The organism is Serratia sp. 1D1416 (genome assembly GCF_003641105.1).
Classification (GTDB): Bacteria; Pseudomonadota; Gammaproteobacteria; order Enterobacterales; family Enterobacteriaceae; genus Serratia; species Serratia ficaria.
In genome coordinates this window covers 3,043,858-3,063,115 of record NZ_CP032738.1, presented here as the reverse complement: position 1 = coordinate 3,063,115, position 19,258 = coordinate 3,043,858, and the positions used below count along the sequence as shown (strand labels likewise).

The 19,258-nt window shown below is 64.5% G+C and carries 20 protein-coding genes and 1 pseudogene; 11 read left to right on the top strand and 10 right to left on the bottom strand.

The window, feature by feature from the left end:
* Positions 1 to 7: 7 nt before the first annotated feature.
* A complete protein-coding gene (locus D7I37_RS14880; RefSeq protein WP_095096428.1) occupies positions 8 to 1,441 on the bottom strand; it encodes an MFS transporter in 1,434 nt (477 codons plus the stop codon).
* A gap of 103 nt (positions 1,442 to 1,544) precedes the next feature.
* Between D7I37_RS14880 and D7I37_RS14875 the strand changes: the two genes are divergently transcribed.
* The 4 genes from D7I37_RS14875 (at position 1,545) to D7I37_RS27060 (ending at position 4,054) form a co-directional block, all read left to right on the top strand.
* Positions 1,545 to 2,198, top strand: coding sequence for a metalloregulator ArsR/SmtB family transcription factor (locus D7I37_RS14875; protein ID WP_061797651.1), 654 nt, complete (start codon positions 1,545 to 1,547; stop codon positions 2,196 to 2,198).
* A 50-nt stretch (positions 2,199 to 2,248) separates the two neighbouring features.
* Positions 2,249 to 2,740: a DUF2878 domain-containing protein gene (locus D7I37_RS14870; protein WP_061797652.1), complete on the top strand. Its 492-nt coding sequence runs from the start codon at positions 2,249 to 2,251 to the stop codon at positions 2,738 to 2,740.
* Positions 2,741 to 2,856: 116 nt separating this feature from the next.
* The gene (gene yedA, locus D7I37_RS14865) at positions 2,857 to 3,780 is read left to right on the top strand and encodes a drug/metabolite exporter YedA (RefSeq protein WP_061797653.1); all 924 of its coding nucleotides are present in this window, start codon (positions 2,857 to 2,859) and stop codon (positions 3,778 to 3,780) included.
* A 100-nt stretch (positions 3,781 to 3,880) separates the two neighbouring features.
* Positions 3,881 to 4,054 carry a hypothetical protein gene (locus D7I37_RS27060; protein WP_165283105.1) on the top strand — a complete coding sequence of 58 codons (174 nt, stop codon included), beginning with the start codon at positions 3,881 to 3,883 and terminating at the stop codon, positions 4,052 to 4,054.
* 127 nt (positions 4,055 to 4,181) lie between these two features.
* Here D7I37_RS27060 and D7I37_RS14860 read toward each other — a convergent pair whose 3' ends face one another.
* The 6 genes from D7I37_RS14860 to D7I37_RS14835 all read right to left on the bottom strand — a co-directional run bounded on the left by D7I37_RS14860 (position 4,182) and on the right by D7I37_RS14835 (position 9,950).
* Complete coding sequence (locus tag D7I37_RS14860; RefSeq protein ID WP_165283104.1) at positions 4,182 to 4,964, bottom strand: phosphate/phosphite/phosphonate ABC transporter substrate-binding protein; 783 nt, start codon at positions 4,962 to 4,964, stop codon at positions 4,182 to 4,184.
* A 6-nt stretch (positions 4,965 to 4,970) separates the two neighbouring features.
* The gene (locus tag D7I37_RS14855; RefSeq protein ID WP_061797656.1) at positions 4,971 to 5,765 is read right to left on the bottom strand and encodes an ABC transporter permease; all 795 of its coding nucleotides are present in this window, start codon (positions 5,763 to 5,765) and stop codon (positions 4,971 to 4,973) included.
* A complete protein-coding gene (locus tag D7I37_RS14850; protein ID WP_061797657.1) occupies positions 5,762 to 6,697 on the bottom strand; it encodes an ABC transporter ATP-binding protein in 936 nt (311 codons plus the stop codon). The genes D7I37_RS14855 and D7I37_RS14850 overlap by 4 nt, the downstream gene beginning before the upstream one ends.
* Positions 6,694 to 7,848 carry an ABC transporter permease gene (locus D7I37_RS14845; protein ID WP_165283134.1) on the bottom strand — a complete coding sequence of 385 codons (1,155 nt, stop codon included), beginning with the start codon at positions 7,846 to 7,848 and terminating at the stop codon, positions 6,694 to 6,696. Before D7I37_RS14845 ends, D7I37_RS14850 begins: the two co-directional genes overlap by 4 nt.
* A 76-nt stretch (positions 7,849 to 7,924) precedes the next feature.
* Positions 7,925 to 8,854, bottom strand: a complete 930-nt coding sequence (locus tag D7I37_RS14840; protein WP_061797658.1) for an ABC transporter substrate-binding protein — start codon at positions 8,852 to 8,854, stop codon at positions 7,925 to 7,927.
* Between the two features lie 28 nt (positions 8,855 to 8,882).
* Positions 8,883 to 9,950 carry a fatty acid desaturase gene (locus D7I37_RS14835; RefSeq protein WP_061797660.1) on the bottom strand — a complete coding sequence of 356 codons (1,068 nt, stop codon included), beginning with the start codon at positions 9,948 to 9,950 and terminating at the stop codon, positions 8,883 to 8,885.
* A 196-nt stretch (positions 9,951 to 10,146) separates the two neighbouring features.
* Here D7I37_RS14835 and D7I37_RS14830 point away from each other — a divergent pair, with 196 nt between their 5' ends.
* Both D7I37_RS14830 and D7I37_RS14825 read left to right on the top strand, forming a co-directional pair.
* Entirely contained in the window at positions 10,147 to 11,211 is a 1,065-nt protein-coding gene (locus D7I37_RS14830) for an NAD(P)-dependent alcohol dehydrogenase (RefSeq protein WP_129543927.1), read from the top strand.
* 143 nt (positions 11,212 to 11,354) lie between these two features.
* Positions 11,355 to 12,839 (top strand): MFS transporter, encoded by a 1,485-nt coding sequence (locus D7I37_RS14825; protein WP_129543926.1) that lies wholly within the window; start codon positions 11,355 to 11,357, stop codon positions 12,837 to 12,839.
* A 125-nt stretch (positions 12,840 to 12,964) separates the two neighbouring features.
* Here the strand turns inward: D7I37_RS14825 and D7I37_RS14820 are convergent, their stop codons facing one another.
* On the bottom strand, positions 12,965 to 14,095 hold the full coding sequence (locus D7I37_RS14820; RefSeq protein WP_129543925.1) for a Gfo/Idh/MocA family protein: 1,131 nt from the start codon (positions 14,093 to 14,095) through the stop codon (positions 12,965 to 12,967).
* 287 nt (positions 14,096 to 14,382) lie between these two features.
* Here D7I37_RS14820 and D7I37_RS14815 point away from each other — a divergent pair.
* The 3 genes and pseudogenes from D7I37_RS14815 to D7I37_RS14805 all read left to right on the top strand — a co-directional run.
* A pseudogene (locus D7I37_RS14815) lies at positions 14,383 to 15,000 on the top strand (PLP-dependent aminotransferase family protein); the annotation flags it as partial.
* Positions 15,001 to 15,171: 171 nt separating this feature from the next.
* Positions 15,172 to 16,197 (top strand): AraC family transcriptional regulator, encoded by a 1,026-nt coding sequence (locus tag D7I37_RS14810; RefSeq protein ID WP_129543924.1) that lies wholly within the window; start codon positions 15,172 to 15,174, stop codon positions 16,195 to 16,197.
* Between the two features lie 130 nt (positions 16,198 to 16,327).
* Positions 16,328 to 16,828, top strand: coding sequence for a DUF523 domain-containing protein (locus D7I37_RS14805; protein ID WP_061797670.1), 501 nt, complete (start codon positions 16,328 to 16,330; stop codon positions 16,826 to 16,828).
* Here D7I37_RS14805 and D7I37_RS14800 read toward each other — a convergent pair.
* Positions 16,825 to 17,247, bottom strand: a complete 423-nt coding sequence (locus D7I37_RS14800) for an NUDIX hydrolase (protein WP_061797671.1) — start codon at positions 17,245 to 17,247, stop codon at positions 16,825 to 16,827. The two genes, D7I37_RS14805 and D7I37_RS14800, sit on opposite strands and share 4 nt — an antisense overlap.
* A 102-nt stretch (positions 17,248 to 17,349) precedes the next feature.
* Between D7I37_RS14800 and sseA the strand changes: the two genes are divergently transcribed.
* The gene (gene sseA, locus D7I37_RS14795) at positions 17,350 to 18,195 is read left to right on the top strand and encodes a 3-mercaptopyruvate sulfurtransferase (protein WP_061797673.1); all 846 of its coding nucleotides are present in this window, start codon (positions 17,350 to 17,352) and stop codon (positions 18,193 to 18,195) included.
* Here sseA and D7I37_RS14790 read toward each other — a convergent pair.
* Entirely contained in the window at positions 18,192 to 19,061 is an 870-nt protein-coding gene (locus D7I37_RS14790; RefSeq protein ID WP_061797801.1) for a LysR substrate-binding domain-containing protein, read from the bottom strand. The genes sseA and D7I37_RS14790 overlap by 4 nt on opposite strands.
* On the opposite strand from D7I37_RS14790, the gene D7I37_RS27055 reads away from it, so the two are divergent.
* Positions 19,060 to 19,230 (top strand): hypothetical protein, encoded by a 171-nt coding sequence (locus tag D7I37_RS27055; protein ID WP_165283103.1) that lies wholly within the window; start codon positions 19,060 to 19,062, stop codon positions 19,228 to 19,230. The genes D7I37_RS14790 and D7I37_RS27055 overlap by 2 nt on opposite strands.
* Positions 19,231 to 19,258 lie beyond the last annotated feature (28 nt).

Below are 19,258 nucleotides of genomic sequence, written 5' to 3'. Positions count from 1 at the left end.
AGCGAATTTAAACGTGATCGTTTTGCCGCCGGCGCTCCGGCGGCTCAATCGCCGCGCAGCGCCAGGCGCTGAACACCGCCAGCAGCGGGGCCAGGGCGAACAGCAAAAACAGCCAGCGCGCCGCCGAAGCCGCCCCGGCTGCGCCGCCCGGCTCGTTCAACCCGGCCAGGTTGGCAATCATGCCGGCCAGCGCGGCGCCGAAGGCGGTGGCGAACAGCTGCACCGTGGTGATCGACGCGCCGGCGATGTCCTTGTCCGCGTCGGACGCCACCTGCAGGATGCGCGTCAGCAGGTGCGGCCAGCCAAAACCGATGCCGAACCCGACCAGCGTCAGGGCAATGACGATCGGCGCCAGCGCCAGCCAGTGGCCGCCGGAAGGCACCGGCATCAGGATGGCCAGCGCCAGCAGCCCCACCAGCACAAACAGCGGCCCGCTGACGATCGCCCGGCGGATGCCCGCCCCGCGCCAGCCGGAGCTGAGAATTTCCGACAGCGTCCAACCCGCCGCCATGGTGGCCGCGATATAACCGGAAATCAGCGGCGACTGGCCGTGCAGCAGCTGCAGGAAGTACGGCACGAAAATCTCGCTGGTCATGCCGATAACCAGCAGCGAAACGGTAAGGTACAGCGAGGCCTGCGCAGAACCGCGTCGCAACGCGCCCTGCGGCAGCAGCCGGGCGCGCGACTGCCCCTCCCGCCGCATGAGCCAGGCCATCAGCGCCAGCGACAGCGCGATGCCCGCCAGATTGAGCCAGGCGCTGTCCGCCAGGCTGCCGGCGGAGACCACCAGCACCGCCGTCGCCAACAGCGCCAGCTGGGCCAACGGCAGCGGCGCCGCCGCCTGCCGAGGCCGGCCTTTCGGCAGGATCATGAAGGTAAAGCCGGCGTACAGCGCCATGATCGGCAACAGAATGCCGAAGGCCCAGCGCCAGGCGTGCAGTTCGGCAAAAATGCCGCCTACCGCCGGCCCCACCAGCGTCGCTATGCCCCACATTGCCGAGATCAGCGCCATCGCGCGCGGCCACAGTTTCTGTTCGAACACCAGGTTAATCATCGCGTAGGAGAGCGCAAAGATCAGGCCGCCGCCGAACCCCTGCACCGTGCGGCCAATCAGCATCACCGGCATCGACGGCGCCAGCGCGCACAGCGCCGCCCCGGCGATGAAAAACAGCGAGGCCACCAGATAAGCGCTGCGCGCGCCGTAACCGCTGAGCAGGCGGGCCGACAGCGCCGAACCGAGAATCGACGCCACCACGAACAGCGTGGTATTCCAGGCGTAGAGATCCAGGCCGCCAATATCCTGCACTACCGAAGGCAGAATGGTGGTGGCGACCAGGATATTGATCGCATGCAGCGCAACGCCGAGTGAGAGCGCGATCGCACTGGCGGCGTTTTTGCCGGAAAAAAGATCGCTCCAGCGGCTATCATCGTTGGTTATCACGGTGGTGGTCCTGTTTTCAGAGTAATGGCATTGAGTTGAGGGTGATATTGCGCTAAATTTAACAAGAGTTATCTTGGAATAAGTTAGGGCGAGGCGGAGAAATATGTCAAGAATAAACTTGGAAAATGGCGTAAGCACAGCACAATCGGTCAGCGACCGTTTGCTGACGCTGTTGAAAACCCGCGGCCCGCAGCAAGCCTCAGAGGCAGGAAAAGTCCTTGGCACCACCGGTGAAGCGGCGCGGCAGCAGTTCGTGAAGCTGGCGAAAGAAGGCCTGGTGGAAGCGGTCGCCGAAACGCGCGGCGTCGGGCGCCCGGTGCAGCTGTGGCATTTGACCGTCGCCGGCAACGCCCGTTTTCCGGACACCCACGCCGAACTGACGGTCCAGCTGTTGCGTACCGTGCGCGACAAACTGGGCGAGCAAGCGGTCGATTTGCTGATCGACACCCGCGAGCAGGAAACCCGCATCAACTACAAGCAGGCGATGATCGGCGCCACCGATCTGCAGGAACGCGTCGCGCGGCTGGCCGCCATCCGCAGCCGCGAAGGCTACATGGCCGAATGGCGTCAGCAGGAGGACGGCTCTTACCTGCTGGTGGAGAACCATTGCCCAATCTGCGCCGCCGCCACCGTTTGTCAGGGCTTTTGCCGCGCGGAGCTGAGCGTTTTTGCCGAAGTGCTGCAGGCGCAGGTAGAACGTTCCGAGCACATTCTGGCCGGCGCGCGCCGCTGCGCCTACCGCATTTCCGTATCGTAAAAGCGGATCGCGGCAATGAAACGCATTAACCCGTCAACGAGAGAAGAGCCATGAAACCTCATGCCGGATTTTGGCTGGCGACGCTGGGGCTCGGCGTCTGCTGGCTGCTGGCGCTGCTGACCCACGACCGGCTCAACGGCATTCTGTTGGCCGGCGCCGCGCTGGCGTTGATCTTCACCCCCGGCTCCCGGCGCAAAGGCGCGTTGATCGCCGCCCTCGGCGGCATCGGCATGGATGGCCTGTGGAGCTACAGCGGCGTGCTGCATTACCACAATCATATCGGCCTGCCGCTGTGGGTGATCGCGCTGTGGGTAGGCTTCGGCTGCTGGTGGAGCTGGGTGCTGGAGGTGGTCAGAGCCGCCCCCTGGCCGTTGGCGGTGTCAGGCGCCGTCGTCGGGCCTTTCGCCTACGCCGTCAGTTGGAAGCTGGGCACGCTGCAGCCGGGCGTGCCGCCGGAAATCATGCTGCTGCTGCTCGCCATCGGCGGGTCGGTTTATCTGCCGGCGGTGAGTTGGCTGCAGTTGAAAAAGAGCGGGTTCTGAAGGCCGTTAATGGCCTTCGCCCCGGCAAAAAAAGTTCGCAAAGCCGTTGCTTATTCGCTGTCCGATCGGGTTTACTGAGTCCTCTAATAATAACCTTCCCTGCAGAATAAACATCCATGCTGAGCCAAAATAGCCGTAACGTCCTGCCGTTGGTTGGGGCGCTGTTTACGTTATATATTGTCTGGGGTTCCACCTACTTTGTGATTCGTCTGGGCGTAGAAAGCTGGCCACCGCTGATGATGGCCGGCATCCGCTTTCTGACCGCCGGCATCCTGCTGTTCAGCTTCCTGGCGCTGCGCGGCCATGCGTTGCCGACGCCGAAGCAGTGGCTGGCCGCCGGCACCATCGGCATTCTGCTGCTGGCGGTGGGCAACGGCCTGGTCACGGTGGCGGAGCATCAGCATGTGCCCTCCGGCATCGCCGCGGTGATGGTCGCCACCGTGCCGCTGTTCACCCTGTGTTTCAGCCTGCTGTGGGGCATGCGCAATACCCGGCTGGAATGGGCGGGCATCGCCCTGGGGCTGGTGGGCATCGTGCTGTTGAATACCGGCAATAACCTGGTCGGCAATCCGACCGGCGCGCTGCTGATCCTGCTGGCTTCGGCCAGCTGGGCCTTCGGCTCGGTGCTGGGATCGCGCATTTCGTTGCCCGTCGGGCCCATGGCCGGGGCGGCGGAGATGCTGGTGGCGGGCGCGGTGCTGCTGGTCGCCAGCCGGCTCAGCGGCGAGCACCTCGGCCAGATGCCAGGCGCCGGCGGCTTTTTCGCGCTGGGGTATCTGATAATCTTCGGCTCGATGCTGGCGATCAGCGCCTACATGTTCTTGCTGAAGAACGTGCGGCCGGCGGTCGCCACCAGCTACGCCTACGTTAACCCGGTGGTTGCGGTGCTGCTCGGCATCGGCTTCGCCGGCGAATCTCTGGCGCCGCGTGAATGGATGGCGCTGGTGATTATCGTTGCGGCGGTGGTGTTGGTGACGCTGGGGAAATACCTGTTCGCCCGCCCGGCCGGCGTGCGATCGGTGGAATGTGAAAAGCGGTGACCAAAATGGCGGTCTGCGGGCCGCCGTTAAAACGATTCTTGTTTCACCCGGCGAAGGGTCTATAATTCCCGCTGTTCCGAGCAACCGTGAAATCATTCCTATGCTGAAAAAAGCGTTCGTCGTCGTCATCGCCCTGTGCGCCTTCGGTTCCCTGGGCGGCGTATTCCTCGCCGGGTTGAACATCTACACCCGTTCCACCACGCCGCAAGAAGAAACCGCCGCCAGCGACGCCTCCGCCACTCAGGCGCCGGCAGACAGCCTTCAGGCCAAGTAATCCCCGCACCGCACCGGCAGCGCCACCGTACATGGCGCTGCGCTGGGCTGCTCTCCCGCGGCTGAAAAAGCGATGAGCGCCAACTGGCCCAGCTGTCTGGGCGGCAGATCAGCAACCTTGCTTAGCGTTAAAGCGCCGTTACGCCCTGCGCCGCAGCCTGCTGCTCCAGCGCGCTGATCGCCTGATAGGCCGAACGCGGCACCAGGCTGAAATCGCCGATCAGCAGGCTGTCGCCGATCGTTTCGTCCAGCATCGCCCTGGCGCCGGCGCGCAGTATCTCCAGCTGTTCCGGCGGCGTGCTTGCCGAGGTGATCAGCGGCAAGCCCGGCACCGCTGCGGTGCGGCCGATAATTTTCAAACCGTCCAGCGCCCGCGGCTGCGCGCGGCGCAGCAGCTCCATGCTGATGCTGTCGATGGCGGCGATGTCCGCCTGCCCGCTCTGGATCAGCTTCAGCGACTGATAGTGCGCGCCGGAGGCGATGGCGCTGCCAAAAAACTTTCCGTCCTGGGCCAGCGGCGCGACCAGCGCGCGCAGGCCGTTGTAACCGGACTGCGAATCGGTGCTGTTGTAAGCCGCCACCCGGCCGCGAAAATCGGCCAGCCGCTCGCCGGGATCCTCGGCGCGCACCACCAGCCAGCTGCGGTAGTTCGGGCCGTCGCAGCCTTCTACGCGGTAATGATAAGTGCCGACCAGCTGCACCTGCGGCAGCGTGCTGACCAGCGGGTAACCGCAGGTCTGGCTGAGCAGCAGATCGTCGCGCTGCCAGTGCTGCGCCAAGTTATCCGGCCAACTGAGCTGCTCCGGCAGCGCTTCCAACCCCAGCTGCAGCAATTTGCCGCGCAGCACCCGCCAGAAAGACTCGGCCTGCTGATGGCCGACGCCGTACATCGGTAAAGATACCTGCCTCATTTGCCCTTACCCCGCTGAAGAAGTGGCCAGCGTCTGCTGACGCCAGGCGGTGAGATAACGAACCCAACGTTCGAACAGCATGTCGGTAATGATAGCCAGCAGGGCCACGACTGCCGCCCCCTGGATCACATAGGCGGTATTAAACCCGCTCAGGCCGATGATGATCGGCGAACCGAGCGTTTTAGTGCCGACGGTGGAGGCGATGGCGGCGGTGCCGATGTTGATGATCACCGACGTGCGAATGCCGGCGACGATCACCGGCGCCGCCAGCGGCAGCTCGACGCGCCATAAAATTTGCCAGGCGCTCATCCCCACGCCGCGGGCGATTTCACGCGTGGAAGCCGGTACCGACTCGATGCCCGCCAGCGTGCCCTGCAGGATCGGCAGCAGGCCGTACAGCACCAGCGCAATGATCGCCGGCTGCTCGCTGAAGCCCATCACCGGCACCGCCACCGCCAGCACCGCGACCGGCGGGAAGGTCTGCCCCACCGCCACCAGGGTCTCCACCAGCGAGCGGAACTCCTTCCCGGCGCGGCGGGTAACGCCGACGCCCGCCGCCACGCCGATCGCCACGGCGATCAGGCTGGAAACCGCCACCAGCGACAGGTGGGCGCCCACCAGCGAAATAAAGCTGTCCTGCTGATATACCGGCCGTTCCAGATCGGGAAACCAGGCGGCGAACAGGCCGTGCAAATGCGTCATGCCGAACACCAGCGCCAACAACAGCGCCAGCGTCCAGGGCAGCGGATCGCGTAACCGGCGCAGCCGACGCGCGCCCTGCGGCGCCTGTTGCCGGCTCATGACAGCGCCTTGTCGGCGATCAGATCGGTAAAGTGCAGCACCCCCAGCGCCTCCCCCCGTTCGCCCACCACCGGCAGGCGATCGCTGCCGCGCGCCACGAATACCGACAGCGCTTCGCGCAGGCTCATGGCCGCGGCGATGGGTTCGCCTTCGGCGACGCCGGGCCGCACCCGTTCGGCGACCCTGCCCAGCGCCAACAGCTTGATGCCGCGATCGCTGCGGCCAAAGAAATCGCGCACGAAGTCATTGGCCGGCTCGGTCAACAGTTCCAGCGGCGTACCCTGCTGCACTACCCGCCCCTGATCGAGCAGCACGATGCGGTCCGCCAGCCCCAGCGCCTCGTCGATGTCATGCGTGACCAGCACGATGGTGCGATCCGAGAGCTGGTGAATGCGCGCAATCTCGGCCTGCAGCGCCGCCCGCGTCACCGGATCGAGCGCGCCGAAGGGTTCATCCATCAGCAGCACCTCGGGATCGGCGGCCAGCGCGCGCGCCACCCCCACCCGCTGCTGCTGCCCGCCGGACAGCTGATGCGGATAGCGGCTGCGGAACAGTTCCGGCTCCAGATGCAGCAACTCCAGCAGCTCGGTCACCCGATCGCGAATGCGCGCGCGCGGCCATTTCAACAGCTGCGGCACGGTGGCGATATTCTCCTCCACCGTCCAGTGCGGAAACAGGCCGATCGACTGGATCGCATAGCCCATGCGGCGCCGCAGATCCTGCGGTTTGAATTTCTGGATCTCTTCACCGGCAAAGTAAATCTTGCCGGCGTCATGCTCGATCAATCGGTTGATCATTTTCAGGGTGGTGGACTTGCCGGAACCCGAGGTGCCGATCAACACGGTGAATTCGCCCTCGGCGATCTGCAGCCTGAGGTCGTCCACCGCCGGCTTGCCCTGAAAAATCTTGCTGACATGGTCAAAGTGAATCATCGGCGCGACACTTCCAAAATTGAAACAATGAATTTAAACAGCGAATCGACGATTACCGCCATCAGGATCACCGGGATCACCCCCAGCAGCACCAGATCCAGCGCGCTGCTGAGCAGCCCCTGGAATACGATGGCGCCAAAGCCGCCGGCGCCGATCAGCGCCGCCACCACCGCCATGCCGACGGTCTGCACCGCCAGGATGCGCACCCCGGTCAGAAACAGCGGCAGCGCCAACGGCAACTGCACCCGCAGGAAAATCTGCCCGCGGGTCAGCCCCATGCCGGTCGCGGATTCAATCACGCTGGCCGGCACGCTCTGCAGCCCGGCCACCACGCTGCGCACCAGCGGCAGCAAGGCATACAGCACCAGGGCGACTATCGCCGGCGCCATGCCGATACCGCTGACGCCGTGTTCCGCCAGCCAGGGCACCGCCGTCGCCAGCCCCGCCAGCGGCGCAATCAGCAGGCCGAACAGCGCAATCGACGGCACGGTCTGAATGATGTTGAGCGTAGAGAATATCGGGGTCTGCCAGCGTTCGGAGCGGAAACACAGCACCCCCAGCGGCACGCCGATCGCCAACGCCGGCGCCAGCGTCGCCAGCAGGATGGTCAGATGCTGCCACAGCGCGGCGTCGAACACGTCCTGCCGGTTGTGATATTCCTTCAGCAGCGACAGCTGATCGAGCTGATGGCTGAACAGCAGCGCCGCCGTCGGCAGCACCACCAGCGTATTGCCCAGAATGCGCCACAGGTGCGAAGCGGTGATGCGCGTCATGGCATCGGCGGCGATCAACAGGCTCAACGCCATCATCAGCCAGCAGCCGCTGCCCCAGGAGGTGCGCGCCAGCCGCGAGCCCTGCTGCGCCAACTGCCCGGCGGCGTGGCCGCTGAGCCAGAAGGTCAGCGTCAGCAAACCGCAGGCGGCCAGCGCCGTCAAACAGGCCCGGCGGCGCAGCGGCCGCAGCAGGCTGAGGATCGCCAGCGCCAGCATCGGCAGCAGCAGCCACAGCGCCGGGCCGTGCAACAGGGAAATCAGGGAAATGCTTTTGCCCGACAGCAGGCGATTGGGGGCATAGCTGAGGAACGGCAGGCCAAACGCGGCCAGCAGCAACAGGATAAACAGTGTCAGTAATACGCGGTTATTTACGGCAATCAAAGAAACTCTCCGGCTCCATAACAAATGGGCCCTGTTCTCCCCCTCTTCCGGCGGAAGAGGGGGAGCCTCAGCGCTATCCCTTAACAAACCCTTTCTCTTTCAGGTAAGCGGCCGCCACCTGTTTGGCGTCCTGGCCCTCCACCGCAATCTGCGCGTTGAGCTTCTGCAGCGTCGGGCCGTCCAGCGAGGCGAAGACCGGCTTCAGCAACTCGGGGATATTGGCGTGCTGCTTCAGAGCCGCTTCGCGAATGATCGGCGCCGGGGCGTAAATCGGTTGCACCCCTTTAGGATCCTCCAGCGTCTGCAAACCCAGCGCCGCCACCGGGCCGTCGGTGCCGTAGGCCATCGCCGCATTCACGCCGGAGGTCTGTTCCGCCGCCGCCTTGATGGTCACCGCGGTATCGCCGCCGGCCAGCGACAGCAGCTGATCCTGATTCAGTTTGAAGCCGTAGGCGTTCTGGAACGCCGGCAGCGCATCCGGGCGTTCGATGAATTCCGCCGACGCCGCCAGCTTGAATTTGCCGCCGCCGCTGATCCACTTGCCAAGGTCGGCCAGGGTTTTCAGATGGTTGGCGTCCGCCACGTCCTGACGAATGGCGATAGTCCAGGTGTTGTTGGCCGGCGCAGCGTCCAGCCAGACGATTTTATTTTTGTCGTAATCGAGCTGCTTCACCTTTTCGAATCCGGCCCGAGCGTTTTTCCACGCCGGATCTTTCTCATCGGAGAAGAAGAACGCGCCGTTGCCGGTGTATTCCGGATACAGGTCAATCTCGCCGGAAGCGATCGCCCCGCGCAACACCTTGGTGGTGCCGAGCTGCAGCTTGTTGGTGGTCTTGATGCCGTTGGATTCCAGCACCTGCACGATGATGTTGCCGAGCAGCGAGCCTTCGGTGTCGATCTTGGAACCGACGCGCACCGAGTCCGCCGCCTGCGCCAGGCCGCTGGCGGCCAGCAGGGTCAGCGCCAGTGCAAAGAAACGTCCGCGTGATGGGGTGATTGCCATACTTTTCCTCTGGTTGTGTGCTTTCCGGCTATTTGGCCAGATCGGTTGGAAAATCTTGAGAAGCGCGCTTCCATCGCGCAATTAATGTCTCCGCCGGCCAGGCTTCGCCATCGCCCGGCGGCTGTTCAGGCGGCTCGCCGCCGCTGAACGGGTGGACCCCGACGTCGATGGGCGTAAACGCATAATCGTTCACCCACGCGCCATAGCCCTGCACCACGAATCCCTGGCTGCGCTGCCGATAGGCGCCGCGCTCCGCCAGATACACCTCGCGTAAACCGTACCACGGCAGGCCCGGCAGATCATGGTGTACTAAATGATAGTTCAGATTGAGAAACAGCAGCCGCCACGGCCAGCCCGCCTCATTAATAATAGAACGTGCCTGCGGGGCTTCCACGGCGCGGTGCTCGAAAAACGATCTCACCTTGGTCAGCGCCAGCGCCGGGTAGCTGACGGCCAGCAGATAAAATGCCGCGCCGACGCCCTGCGCCTGCAGCCAGCGCAGCACCGCCGCCAGCAGCAGCAGATGCACCAGCCACATCGCCAGCGTGCGCCGCTCGCCGCCGGCGACAGCCTTCAGCGCCTGGCCCAGCGTGGCGGCGATATCCAACGCCGGGCCCAGCGCCACCCGGCCGGCCAGCGTATTGCGCACGCCGGCCAGCACGGGGAAGAGCCGCGGAAAACGCCGCCACTGCGCCTCGCTGAAATAATAGCTTTCGGGATCCTCATGCGGATCGGTCAGGTGTTCGTTGCGGTGGTGCCGAATATGCGAATCGCGATACAGGCCATAGGGATACCACACCGCCAGCGGCAACAGGCCGAACAGCTGATTGACCCGCGGCCAGCGCGTCGGATGGCCGTGGATCAGCTCATGTTGCAGCGACAGATACCAGGTGGTGAGCAGGATCAGCAGCGGCGTGCCGAGCCAGGGGCCCAGCGCCTGCCAATAGTGCGCAACGCCGAACCAGCCGCCGTATACCGCCGCCATAATCCCCCAGGTGGGCAGCTCCAACCGCCAATACCAACGCCGATAAAGCTGCCGGATCCGCTGACGTTGTTCAGGGTGCAAATAGTGGCTGTGGCTTTTTTCCAGGGGCATGCTGCGGCTCGCGTAAGGGGATTTTCCTCAGTATCTGCGAGCCGCAGGGCCGCTCAAAATAACGAAAGCGGCAAAGCAAAGTTAAAAATCAGCTGGTTGCATGAGCCGCCCGGCGATCTGGCCGTCTTGCCCCGCCGTGCGGCGGGGAAACTATAATCAGAAGGACCTGAAACACCTTCTCAACGGGCAAAAGCGAATGAACGAGCCACGGCCGCATCGGGCGGCGGTAGTCAGCGCAGAAGGCGCCCCCCTGGCGTTTCGCCGGCTGCGGCTGCGGCCGCCGCGGGCGGATGAGGTGCGGGTGCGGCTGGCGGCCTGCGGCATCTGCCATACCGACCTCAGCTGCTGCGCCGGCGCCGCCGCAGGCTCGATTCTCGGCCATGAGGGCGCCGGCATCGTCGAGCAGATCGGCAGCGCGGTGCGCAGCGTGCAGCCGGGGGATGCGGTGGTGCTGTCCTATCAGTCCTGCGGCCGCTGCCCGGCCTGCCTGCGGCAAAACCCGGCGCACTGCGAGCACTTCTGGCGGCTCAACTTTGCGTTTCAGCGGCTGGACGGCAGCAGTGGCTACCCCGCTCCGCTGCATGGCCATTTCTTCGGCCAATCCTCGTTCGCCAGCCACAGCCTGGCGAACGAACGCAACCTGGTAAAAGTGCCGAAGGAACTGCCGCTGCCGGTGCTGGCGCCGCTCGGCTGCGGATTGCAAACCGGCGCCGGCACCGTCATCAACACCCTCGACGTGCAGGCCGGGCAGAGCCTGCTGATCGTCGGCGTCGGTACGGTCGGCATGGCCGCATTGATGGCGGCCCGCATCCGGCGCGCCGCCCCCATCATCGCGCTGGATATTCATCCGCAGCGCCTGCGGCTGGCGAGCGAGCTGGGCGCCACCGCCGCGCTGCACGGCGAAGATCCGCAGTTGGAACGGCAGTTGCGGCGGCTGGCTCCGCAGCTGGATCACGCGGTGGAAACCAGCGGCGATGCGCGGTTGGATCGGCTGGCGCGCGCGCTGCTGCGCCCCGGCGGCAGCATGGCGCGCCTGGCCGGCGGCCCGGCGATGAAACTTTCTCACGATCGCCGGGTATTGAGCGTGATCCAGGGCGACGCCGTGCCGCAGCGATTCATCCCGTGGATGATTGCCCGCTGGCAGGACGGTCAGTTTCCGTTCGATCGGCTGATTCGCTTCTATCCGTTTCAGGACATCAACCGGGCGCTAGCCGAGGCGCAGGCGGGTTTGGCGATCAAAGCGGTGCTGCGCTGGGATTAATCCCCTCCAGGAGCATGGTTAAATTCCTCTTAACATGATGATTTTTCAACAACCTGCGGTTGTAAGCTTATAACCAGAAAGAATTGGTGAGCGCCGACGGCGCACCGTTATGCTCGGATTTTTGCCTACCAAGAAAAAATATCATGTCCAGTTATATTGCGGCGCCCGGCGCCCTTTCTGCAGGGAATTCAGATTTTCCGCCCGGCGAGGCGGTCCTCCTCCGCAACGCCGCCGACGTCTCGACGCTGGTCAACGGCGGCGCGGCCAAACGCAACAACGCCCGGGTGGTGGTGGCGATTGCGCTGGGCGGCGTATTCCTCGACGCCTACGATCTGGGCGCGCTGGCGTTCGGCATCAAGGACGTAGCGCGCGAATTCAACCTGACGCCCACCGGCACCGGCCTGGTGGCCTCGGCCATCACCTTCGGGGCGATCATCGGCGCCTTTATCGGCGGGTACCTGACCGACAAGATTGGTCGCTACCGGGTGTTTATGGCCGATATGTTCTTCTTCGTGGTCGCCGCGCTGGCCTGCGCCTTTGCACCCAATGAGTGGGTGCTGGGCGGCGCGCGTTTTGTGATGGGCCTCGGGGTCGGCATCGATCTGCCGGTGGCGATGGCGTTTCTGGCGGAGTTTTCCAAGCTGTCCGGGCGCGGCAACAAGGCGGCGCGCATCGCCATGTGGTGCCCCACCTGGTATGCGGCGATCAGCATCTCCTATCTGCTGGTGCTGCTGCTGTATGCGGTATTGCCGGAAAGCCATACCGACTGGCTGTGGCGTTTGATCCTCGGTTTCGGCGCGGTGCCGGCGCTGGCGATCATCGCCATTCGCAGCCGCTATATGAGCGAGTCGCCGGTATGGGCCGCCAACCAGGGCGATCTCGAGGGCGCGGCGGCCATTCTGCGCCGCTCCTATAACGTCAACGCCGTGGTGGCCGCGGATGCCGAACGCGGCAAACCGGCGCAGGCCCGGCGCGCGTCATGGCGCAACTACGGCGCGCTGCTGCAGGGGGTTTATCTGCGCCGCACCATTTTGGCCACGGTTATCGCCATCGCCTCGTCGTTCGCCTATAACGCCGTGGCCTTCGGGCTGCCGGTGATCTTGTCCAGCTTCCTGGCGCAGTCGATGCTCAGCACCATTTTGGTGTCGCTGGCGCTGAACCTGCTGTTCGCCTTTGTCGGCGGGCTGATTGCGGTGCGGCTGGTGCCGAGGGTGGGCGCCTGGAAAATGACGGTGCTGGGCTACACGTTCCAGCTGGCGGCGCTGCTGGGGCTGGCGCTGATCGGCAGGCCGGACGGCGGCGCGGAGGCGGCGGTATCGATCGGCATGCTGGCGCTGTTCTTGCTGGGGCAGGGCTTCGGCCCGGGCTCGCACAGCATGACCTTCGCTTCGCTGAGCTACCCGACCTCGCTGCGCGGCGTGGGCGTCGGTTTCAACCAAACGCTGATGCGCTCCAGCTCCACCCTGTCGCTGTTCTTGTTCCCGGTGCTGTCCGCAGCGCTGGGCACCGGGGTGTTTTGGGTGATCGCCCTGGCGCCGCTGGCCGGGCTGGCGGCGTTGCTGAGCATTCGCTGGGAGCCCTCTGGCTACGACGTGGACGCGGAAGATTTCCAGTCGACCGCGTCATAAACAGCGGGCGCGATACTCATGAGCATTGCGCCTTAAGTTAACAAACTGGCAGGCTAATAACTTATTAAGGTATTAATTGACCAGGTTAACGGCGCTTCCCGACCGGGGAGCGCCATCCCGACGCGTCAGTCGCGGTTAATCTCCAGCCAGCGCCGCTGCTCCGCGGAAGCGGCAATCGCATCCAGCACGCAAGACACCTTCCAGCCCTCTTCGAAATCCGGCCACAGGCGGTCGCCGGCGGCGATGCCGTTGACCAAATCGCGGATCTCCACCGTCTTCTGATCGTTAAAGCCGATGCCGTGCCCGGCGCTGATGCAAAACGCGGCGTAGTCCGGATGCTGCGGCCCCACCAGCAGCGTTTTGAAGCCCTGCCGCGCCGCCGGTTCATCGTGGCGGTACAGCTTCAGCTCGGCCATCCGCTCCTGGGTGTAGCTCAAGGTGCCTTTGGTGCCGGTCACCACGTAGGTCAGCCCCATTTTGCGCCCGCAGGCGATGCGCGAGGTTTCGATGGTGCCCATCGCGCCGCCGGCGAAACGCACCAGCGCGCTGGCCTGATCTTCGTTTTCCACCGGGTGCATCCGCGTCGGGTCGTTAGCGTCCGGACGCTGTTTGATGATGGTCTGCATATCGCCGGACACCGCCACGATGTCCCCCACCAGGTAATGCGCCATATTGACGATGTGCGCCGCCAGATCGCCCAACGCCCCCAGGCCGGCGGTGGCTTTGCGGCAGTGCCAGTCGATCGGCGTGCGCGGATCGGCCAGATAATCCTCGTTGTGGGTGCCGTAAAAATGCACCACGTCGCCGATCTCGCCGTTGGCGATGATCTCGCGCGCCAGCTGGCTGGTGGGGTTTTTCATATAGTTGAAGCCCACCAGCGTTTTGACCCCTTTGGCGCGGGCGGCCTGCACCATCTCCGCCGCGTCGGCGGCGTCCAGCGCCAACGGTTTTTCGGAATAGACGTGTTTGCCGTGGCGGATCGCCTCCAGCGCCATCTCTTTATGCAGGAAGTTCGGGGCGCAGATATCCACCACATCAATCGCCGGGTCGGCAACCAGTTGCCGCCAGTCGCCGGTCGAACGCGCAAAGCCGAATTCGACCGCACGCTGCGCCGCCAGCTCCGGCGTCACCTCCGCCAGCATCGCCAACACCAGCTCGCCCTTCAATGGAAATACCGTAGCGGCCTGCGCATAAGCGATGGCGTGACAACGCCCAATATAGCCGGTGCCGATTAACCCAACGCGTACCTGTTTCATCACCCTCTCCCGTTGCCGATGTCCATAACGTGGCGGCGCGTCACACAATGAAACGCACCATCTGACACAGGTTTATATGAAATATAAATTTCAATAACAAGCCGGAGATAAAATAAAAATTATATTCGTGATGGCGTTCATGAAACGCTGATAGATGGCTGCAACGGCCCAGGGGCGGTTCGCAACCTCCCCCGGCCGGAGCGGCTAAAATGAATCGTTTATTTCAAAATCAGCGTCGAGCGGCAGCTGATGTGCCGGTCCACAATATCTTGCGCAGGTTGATCGAGGATGCCTTGCTTATCGAAGACGACGTGTATGGGGATATCGCCTACCAGTATCCGCGGCCGCGCACCATCAAGTCGTTCGACGAGGACGGCCGCGTGCTGCTGTGCAGCTCATTCTCCAAAACGCTGGCGCCCGGCCTGCGCGTCGGCTGGATCGCCCCCGGCCGCTATCTGGAACGTGTGCTGCATATGAAGTACATTGGCTCCGGTTCGACGGCCACCCAGCCGCAGCTGGCGATCGCCGACTTTATTCGCCATGGCCACTACCTGCTGCATCTGCGGCGCATGCGCGCCCGCTATCAGCAGAACCGCGATCGGATGACCGACTGGATCATGAAATACTTCCCGGCCGGCACCCGCGTCAGCCAGCCGCGCGGCGGTTTTATGCTGTGGATCGAGCTGGATGAAGAGTTCGATACCCTGCGGCTGAATCGCCATCTCGAGCAGCAAGGCGTGCAGATCGCCGTCGGCAGCATTTTTTCCGCCTCAGGCAAATACCGCAACTGCCTGCGCATCAACTACGCGGCCAAACTGAGCGCGGAGATCGAACAGGCGGTACTGCGGGTCGGCGCCACCGTGCAGCAACTGATGGCGGCCGATACATTGGCGCGATCGGATTAGCTTTTGGCGCAATGGGATTATCGGCGCACCGTCTAACCTTCTAGAGTGAAACCTCACCCCACGAGCAGGTAAGGAAGGTTGTCATGTCTCACTCTCAGGTATGGTTAATTACCGGCAGTTCGCGCGGTCTCGGCCGGCAGTTGGCGGCGGGAAAATCATAAGGAGCAAGCAGTGAGCAGCGATCAAATCCCGGTTTCCAGCGCCCTCGCGGTTCGCCTGGCGGCGCTGGGGGTGGACATCGAACGGGTCGGCCAGTTGGCCGGCCTGCCCGCCGGCCTGCTCAGCGACCGGCGCGAAAAGATCAGGCTGACCACCCGGCAGTTCTTCGCTACCTGGCGCGCCCTCGCCCGCCTGACCGACGATGCCGCCTTCGGCCTGCGTCTTGGCGGCGACGTGGCGCCGGAGCACTACGACATCGCCTCGGTCGCCGCGCTGCATTCCGCCACTCTGGGCGAGGCGCTGCAGAAGGTCGCCCGCTACAAGCGGCTGGTTTGCCCGGAAGAACTGATGCTGGTGGAGGACGGCGACAGCGTGCGGCTGCATACCCGTTGGATCATGGCCGAAGGCCACGCGCCGACGCTGTTGATCGACGCCATGTTCGCCTCCATCACCACCCTGTGCCGCCACGGCACCGGCCTGGCCATCCAGCCGCGGGCCATTGAGCTGACGCGGCGCCGGGACCCGGCCTCGCCGCTGCCGGGACATTTTGCCTGCCCGGTGCATTTCGACGCGCCGCTGGACGTGCTGGTATTCGATCGCGCGCTGATGCGGCAACCTTTCATCACCTACAATCAGGACATGCTGGCGCTGTTGTTGCCGGGGCTGGAGGCCGAGCTGGCCAAGACGCGCGAAGAGAGCGACCTGCCGGCGCAGGTGATGGCGATCCTCGGCCGCAGCATGCGCGGCCAGCGCCCCAGCGTCAACAGCGTCGCCGCCGAGCTGTACGTCAGCCCGCGCACCCTGCAGCGCCGCCTGCAGCAGCACGGCTACAGCTACCAGCAGCTGCTGGACAAAACCCGCCATCGCACCGCCTGCCAACTGCTGGCGGACACCGACCTGGAGCCGGGTGAAATCGCCTTCGTGCTGGGTTTCGAAGAGCTTAATTCGTTCAGCCGCGCCTTTATGCAGTGGGAAGCGCTGACGCCGAACCGCTGGCGTACTCAGCGCACGGCGGGCAAACAGGGGAACAGGATATGAAAGTGATATTATTCGGCGCCGGCGGCATGGTCGGCCAGGCGCTGACAGCCGCGCCCTGATTCTGCTAGCATAAAGCCGCGCGCGCGGGCGGTTTGCCCGCGCTTTCGCCACTGCGACAGAGACCGACATCATGCCGTCAAACATTCTCCTCAGCGCCTGCCTGGCCGGCTTTAAAGTTCGCTACAACGGATCCGACAAACCCCTGATCGACGCCACCCTGCAGCGCTGGCGACACGAAGGCCGCCTGGTGGTGTGCTGCCCCGAACTGGCCGCCGGTTTTTCCACCCCGCGCCCCGCGGCGGAAATCACCCCGCAGGGCGATGGCGCCGCGGTGATCGCCCTGCGGGCGCGGGTCATCGAATCCGGCGGCGGCGACGTCACCAGCCAATACCTGCTCGGCGCGCATCTGGCGCTGGAAACCGCCCGCCGCCACGGCTGCCGTTTCGCCCTGCTGACCGACGGCAGCCCTTCCTGCGGCAGCCGATTCATCTACGACGGCACGTTCGGCGGGCAAACCCGAGCCGGCAGCGGCGTCACCGCCGAGTTGCTGCGCCAGCATGGCGTCGAGGTGTTTTCCGACCGTCAACTGCCGGCGCTGATCGCCCGGATTGCGCATGAGGACGGCCGTTAATCCCGCTGTATCAGGTATTCGGCCAGCCGCCGTTGCAGGTGCGCAATGCCCTGCGGATGGTGAATGAACTCCGCGATGGGCATCATCCGCCAATCCTGCCCCTCATCGCCAAAGCGAATGGCGGCGATCTGCTCCGGCCGGATATCGCCCACCATAAACCAGGTCGGCGGATAGCCGGGGAAAATGCCGTCGTAGCGCCGCCGCCAGCCGACCTGCCGCGCGCCGATGAGCAGGCCGAACTCCTCCCAGGTTTCGCGCCGCACGCACTGCAGCGGCGTTTCGCCGTTCTCGCGCCCGCCGCCGGGCAGATCCCAGAGACCGGGCCAGGGAATGCCCGGCTTGTCATCGCGTTGATACACCAGCAATCGATCGTCGCAGCGCAGCGCGATTTTCGCCCCGCCGAAGCTTGCGTTAGCCATGCCACCTCAAATTGTCCGCCACCAATGCCGCTCATCATACCCCATCCCCTCGCCCCCTGGTGTATAGTGAAAATCCGTTTTCACCACAGGCGAACAATGACGATGAACTCTCCTTTTCTGGTTACTCCCCAATGGCTTGCGCAACATATCAACGATGAAGATCTGGCGGTGGTCGACGTCAGGATGTCCCCTGTTGGCCTGACGCCGAAAAAAGACATGCTCGCCGAATTCGAACGCGGCCATATTCCGGGCGCGGTGTACTTCGACATCGATGACGTGGCGGACAAAAATACCGATCTGCCGCATATGCTGCCGACGGCGGAGGCTTTCGCCGCGGCGGCCGGCAGGCTGGGCCTCAGCGAAAAACAGCGCATCGTGTTTTATGACGAGGGCAATCAGTTTTCGGCGCCGCGCGGCTGGTGGACCTTCCGCAACTTCGGCGCGCGGCAGGTTTACCTGCTGGACGAGGGCCTGAACGGCTGGACGGCGCTGGGCCAACCTTTGGAAACCGGTGCGGCGCAGCCGACGGCGCGCACCTTCAACGCCCGCTTCAACGCCGACGCGGTAGTGAATATGCAGCAGGTGGAACAGGCGCTGAACAGCGAAGTGCAGATCCTGGACGCCCGCGCCGCGCCGCGTTTCTACGCCGAAGCGCCGGAACCGCGCCCGGGCCTGCACCGCGGGCATATTCCCGGCAGCATCAATATTCCCTATGGCGAGCTGCTGGAAAACGGCCGTTTCAAATCGCTGGCGGCGCTAAAGCAAACCTTCAGCGATAAGGGGGTAGACATCAATGGCCCGATCGTCACCAGCTGCGGTTCCGGCGTGACGGCGGCGGTGCTGGCGTTCGGCCTGCTGTCGCTCGGCGCGCCGCAGGTCAAACTGTACGACGGCGCCTGGACCGAATGGGGCGCGCTGAGCGGCCGGCAGCCGATCGAACAGGATTAACCGTTAATCCGCTCGACCACGATTTGCGCCAGCCGCTGGATGGCGGCGGAGGGATGATCCTCGGCGCGATGCAACACCACGCCGAGTTGGCCAAGCGGCGGCAGCACGCCGGGCGCCAGCGGGGCCAGGCCCGGCGGCAGCCCGGCGTCGGTGCGCAGCGTCACGCCCAGCCCGGCGCTGACCGCCGCCCAAATGCCGTTCAGGCTGCGGCTGGTAAAAGCGATGCGCCACGGAATGCCGGCGCCATCCAGCGCCTGGATGGCGGCGCTGCGCATCAGACAGGGCGCATCGAACATCACCAGCGGCAGCGGTTCATCCCCGCTCTGCCAGGGCGCCGGGTCAAAGTTCGGCGAGGCTATCCAGCGCAGCTGCCGCTGCCCGAGCGCCTGATGAAACGGCGAACGCAGGCCGCCATCCCAGGCCAGCGACAAGTCCAGCTGGCCTTTCACCACCCATTCGATCAGTTCGGCGTTGCGGGCGATGCGCGCCTCGATGCGCACCTTGGGATTGGCGCGGGCAAAGCTGCCCAGCACCTGCGGCAAGAAGGTTTCGCCGAAGTCCTCCTGCAGCCCCAGCCGCACCGTCCCCTGCAAATTCAGCCCGCGCACCGCGGCGGCGGCCTCGTCGTTCAGCTCCAACAGGCGCCGCGCGTAGCCAAGCAGCGTTTCGCCGGCCTCGGTCATCACCATGCCGCGCCCGGCCTTGCGCAGGATCGGCGCGCCCACCTGCTGCTCCAGCTTTTTCAAATGCGCGCTGACCGCCGAGGTTGAGCGCCCCAGCCGCTCCGCCGCTCTGGCGAAGCTGCCCAGCTCAACGCCGGTGACGTAGCTGCGCAAGTCCTCGAGATCGAAGGTAATTCGCCGCATGCTGACCATCCTGATTTTGCGAACTGTTAGCCTGAATAATGCCGAATTTTACCGTTTAAAGATGGCGCGTCGCGCTCTGCGGGTCAACGTCTTTCAATACCCTCCCTGCGGGTTTCGCGCCGGTCTTCCTTTTGACCACACTGCGCCGCGGGTTGACAGCCAAACATGATATTGATAATCATTATCAATACTGCATT

Excerpts from the sequence above, each read along its gene's own strand:
- D7I37_RS14805 (WP_061797670.1), top strand. The coding sequence starts at position 16,328 with ATGCCGTCAAACATTCTCCTCAGCGCCTGCCTGGCCGGCTTTAAAGTT.
- sseA (WP_061797673.1), top strand. The coding sequence starts at position 17,350 with ATGAACTCTCCTTTTCTGGTTACTCCCCAATGGCTTGCGCAACATATC.
- D7I37_RS27055 (WP_165283103.1), top strand. The coding sequence starts at position 19,060 with ATGCTGACCATCCTGATTTTGCGAACTGTTAGCCTGAATAATGCCGAA.
- D7I37_RS14860 (WP_165283104.1), bottom strand. The coding sequence starts at position 4,964 with ATGAGGCAGGTATCTTTACCGATGTACGGCGTCGGCCATCAGCAGGCC.
- D7I37_RS14820 (WP_129543925.1), bottom strand. The coding sequence starts at position 14,095 with ATGAAACAGGTACGCGTTGGGTTAATCGGCACCGGCTATATTGGGCGT.
- yedA (WP_061797653.1), top strand. The coding sequence starts at position 2,857 with ATGCTGAGCCAAAATAGCCGTAACGTCCTGCCGTTGGTTGGGGCGCTG.
- D7I37_RS14875 (WP_061797651.1), top strand. The coding sequence starts at position 1,545 with ATGTCAAGAATAAACTTGGAAAATGGCGTAAGCACAGCACAATCGGTC.
- D7I37_RS14790 (WP_061797801.1), bottom strand. The coding sequence starts at position 19,061 with ATGCGGCGAATTACCTTCGATCTCGAGGACTTGCGCAGCTACGTCACC.
- D7I37_RS14855 (WP_061797656.1), bottom strand. The coding sequence starts at position 5,765 with ATGAGCCGGCAACAGGCGCCGCAGGGCGCGCGTCGGCTGCGCCGGTTA.
- D7I37_RS14830 (WP_129543927.1), top strand. The coding sequence starts at position 10,147 with ATGAACGAGCCACGGCCGCATCGGGCGGCGGTAGTCAGCGCAGAAGGC.
- D7I37_RS14800 (WP_061797671.1), bottom strand. The coding sequence starts at position 17,247 with ATGGCTAACGCAAGCTTCGGCGGGGCGAAAATCGCGCTGCGCTGCGAC.
- D7I37_RS14840 (WP_061797658.1), bottom strand. The coding sequence starts at position 8,854 with ATGGCAATCACCCCATCACGCGGACGTTTCTTTGCACTGGCGCTGACC.
- D7I37_RS14835 (WP_061797660.1), bottom strand. The coding sequence starts at position 9,950 with ATGCCCCTGGAAAAAAGCCACAGCCACTATTTGCACCCTGAACAACGT.
- D7I37_RS14850 (WP_061797657.1), bottom strand. The coding sequence starts at position 6,697 with ATGATTCACTTTGACCATGTCAGCAAGATTTTTCAGGGCAAGCCGGCG.
- D7I37_RS27060 (WP_165283105.1), top strand. The coding sequence starts at position 3,881 with ATGCTGAAAAAAGCGTTCGTCGTCGTCATCGCCCTGTGCGCCTTCGGT.
- D7I37_RS14870 (WP_061797652.1), top strand. The coding sequence starts at position 2,249 with ATGAAACCTCATGCCGGATTTTGGCTGGCGACGCTGGGGCTCGGCGTC.
- D7I37_RS14825 (WP_129543926.1), top strand. The coding sequence starts at position 11,355 with ATGTCCAGTTATATTGCGGCGCCCGGCGCCCTTTCTGCAGGGAATTCA.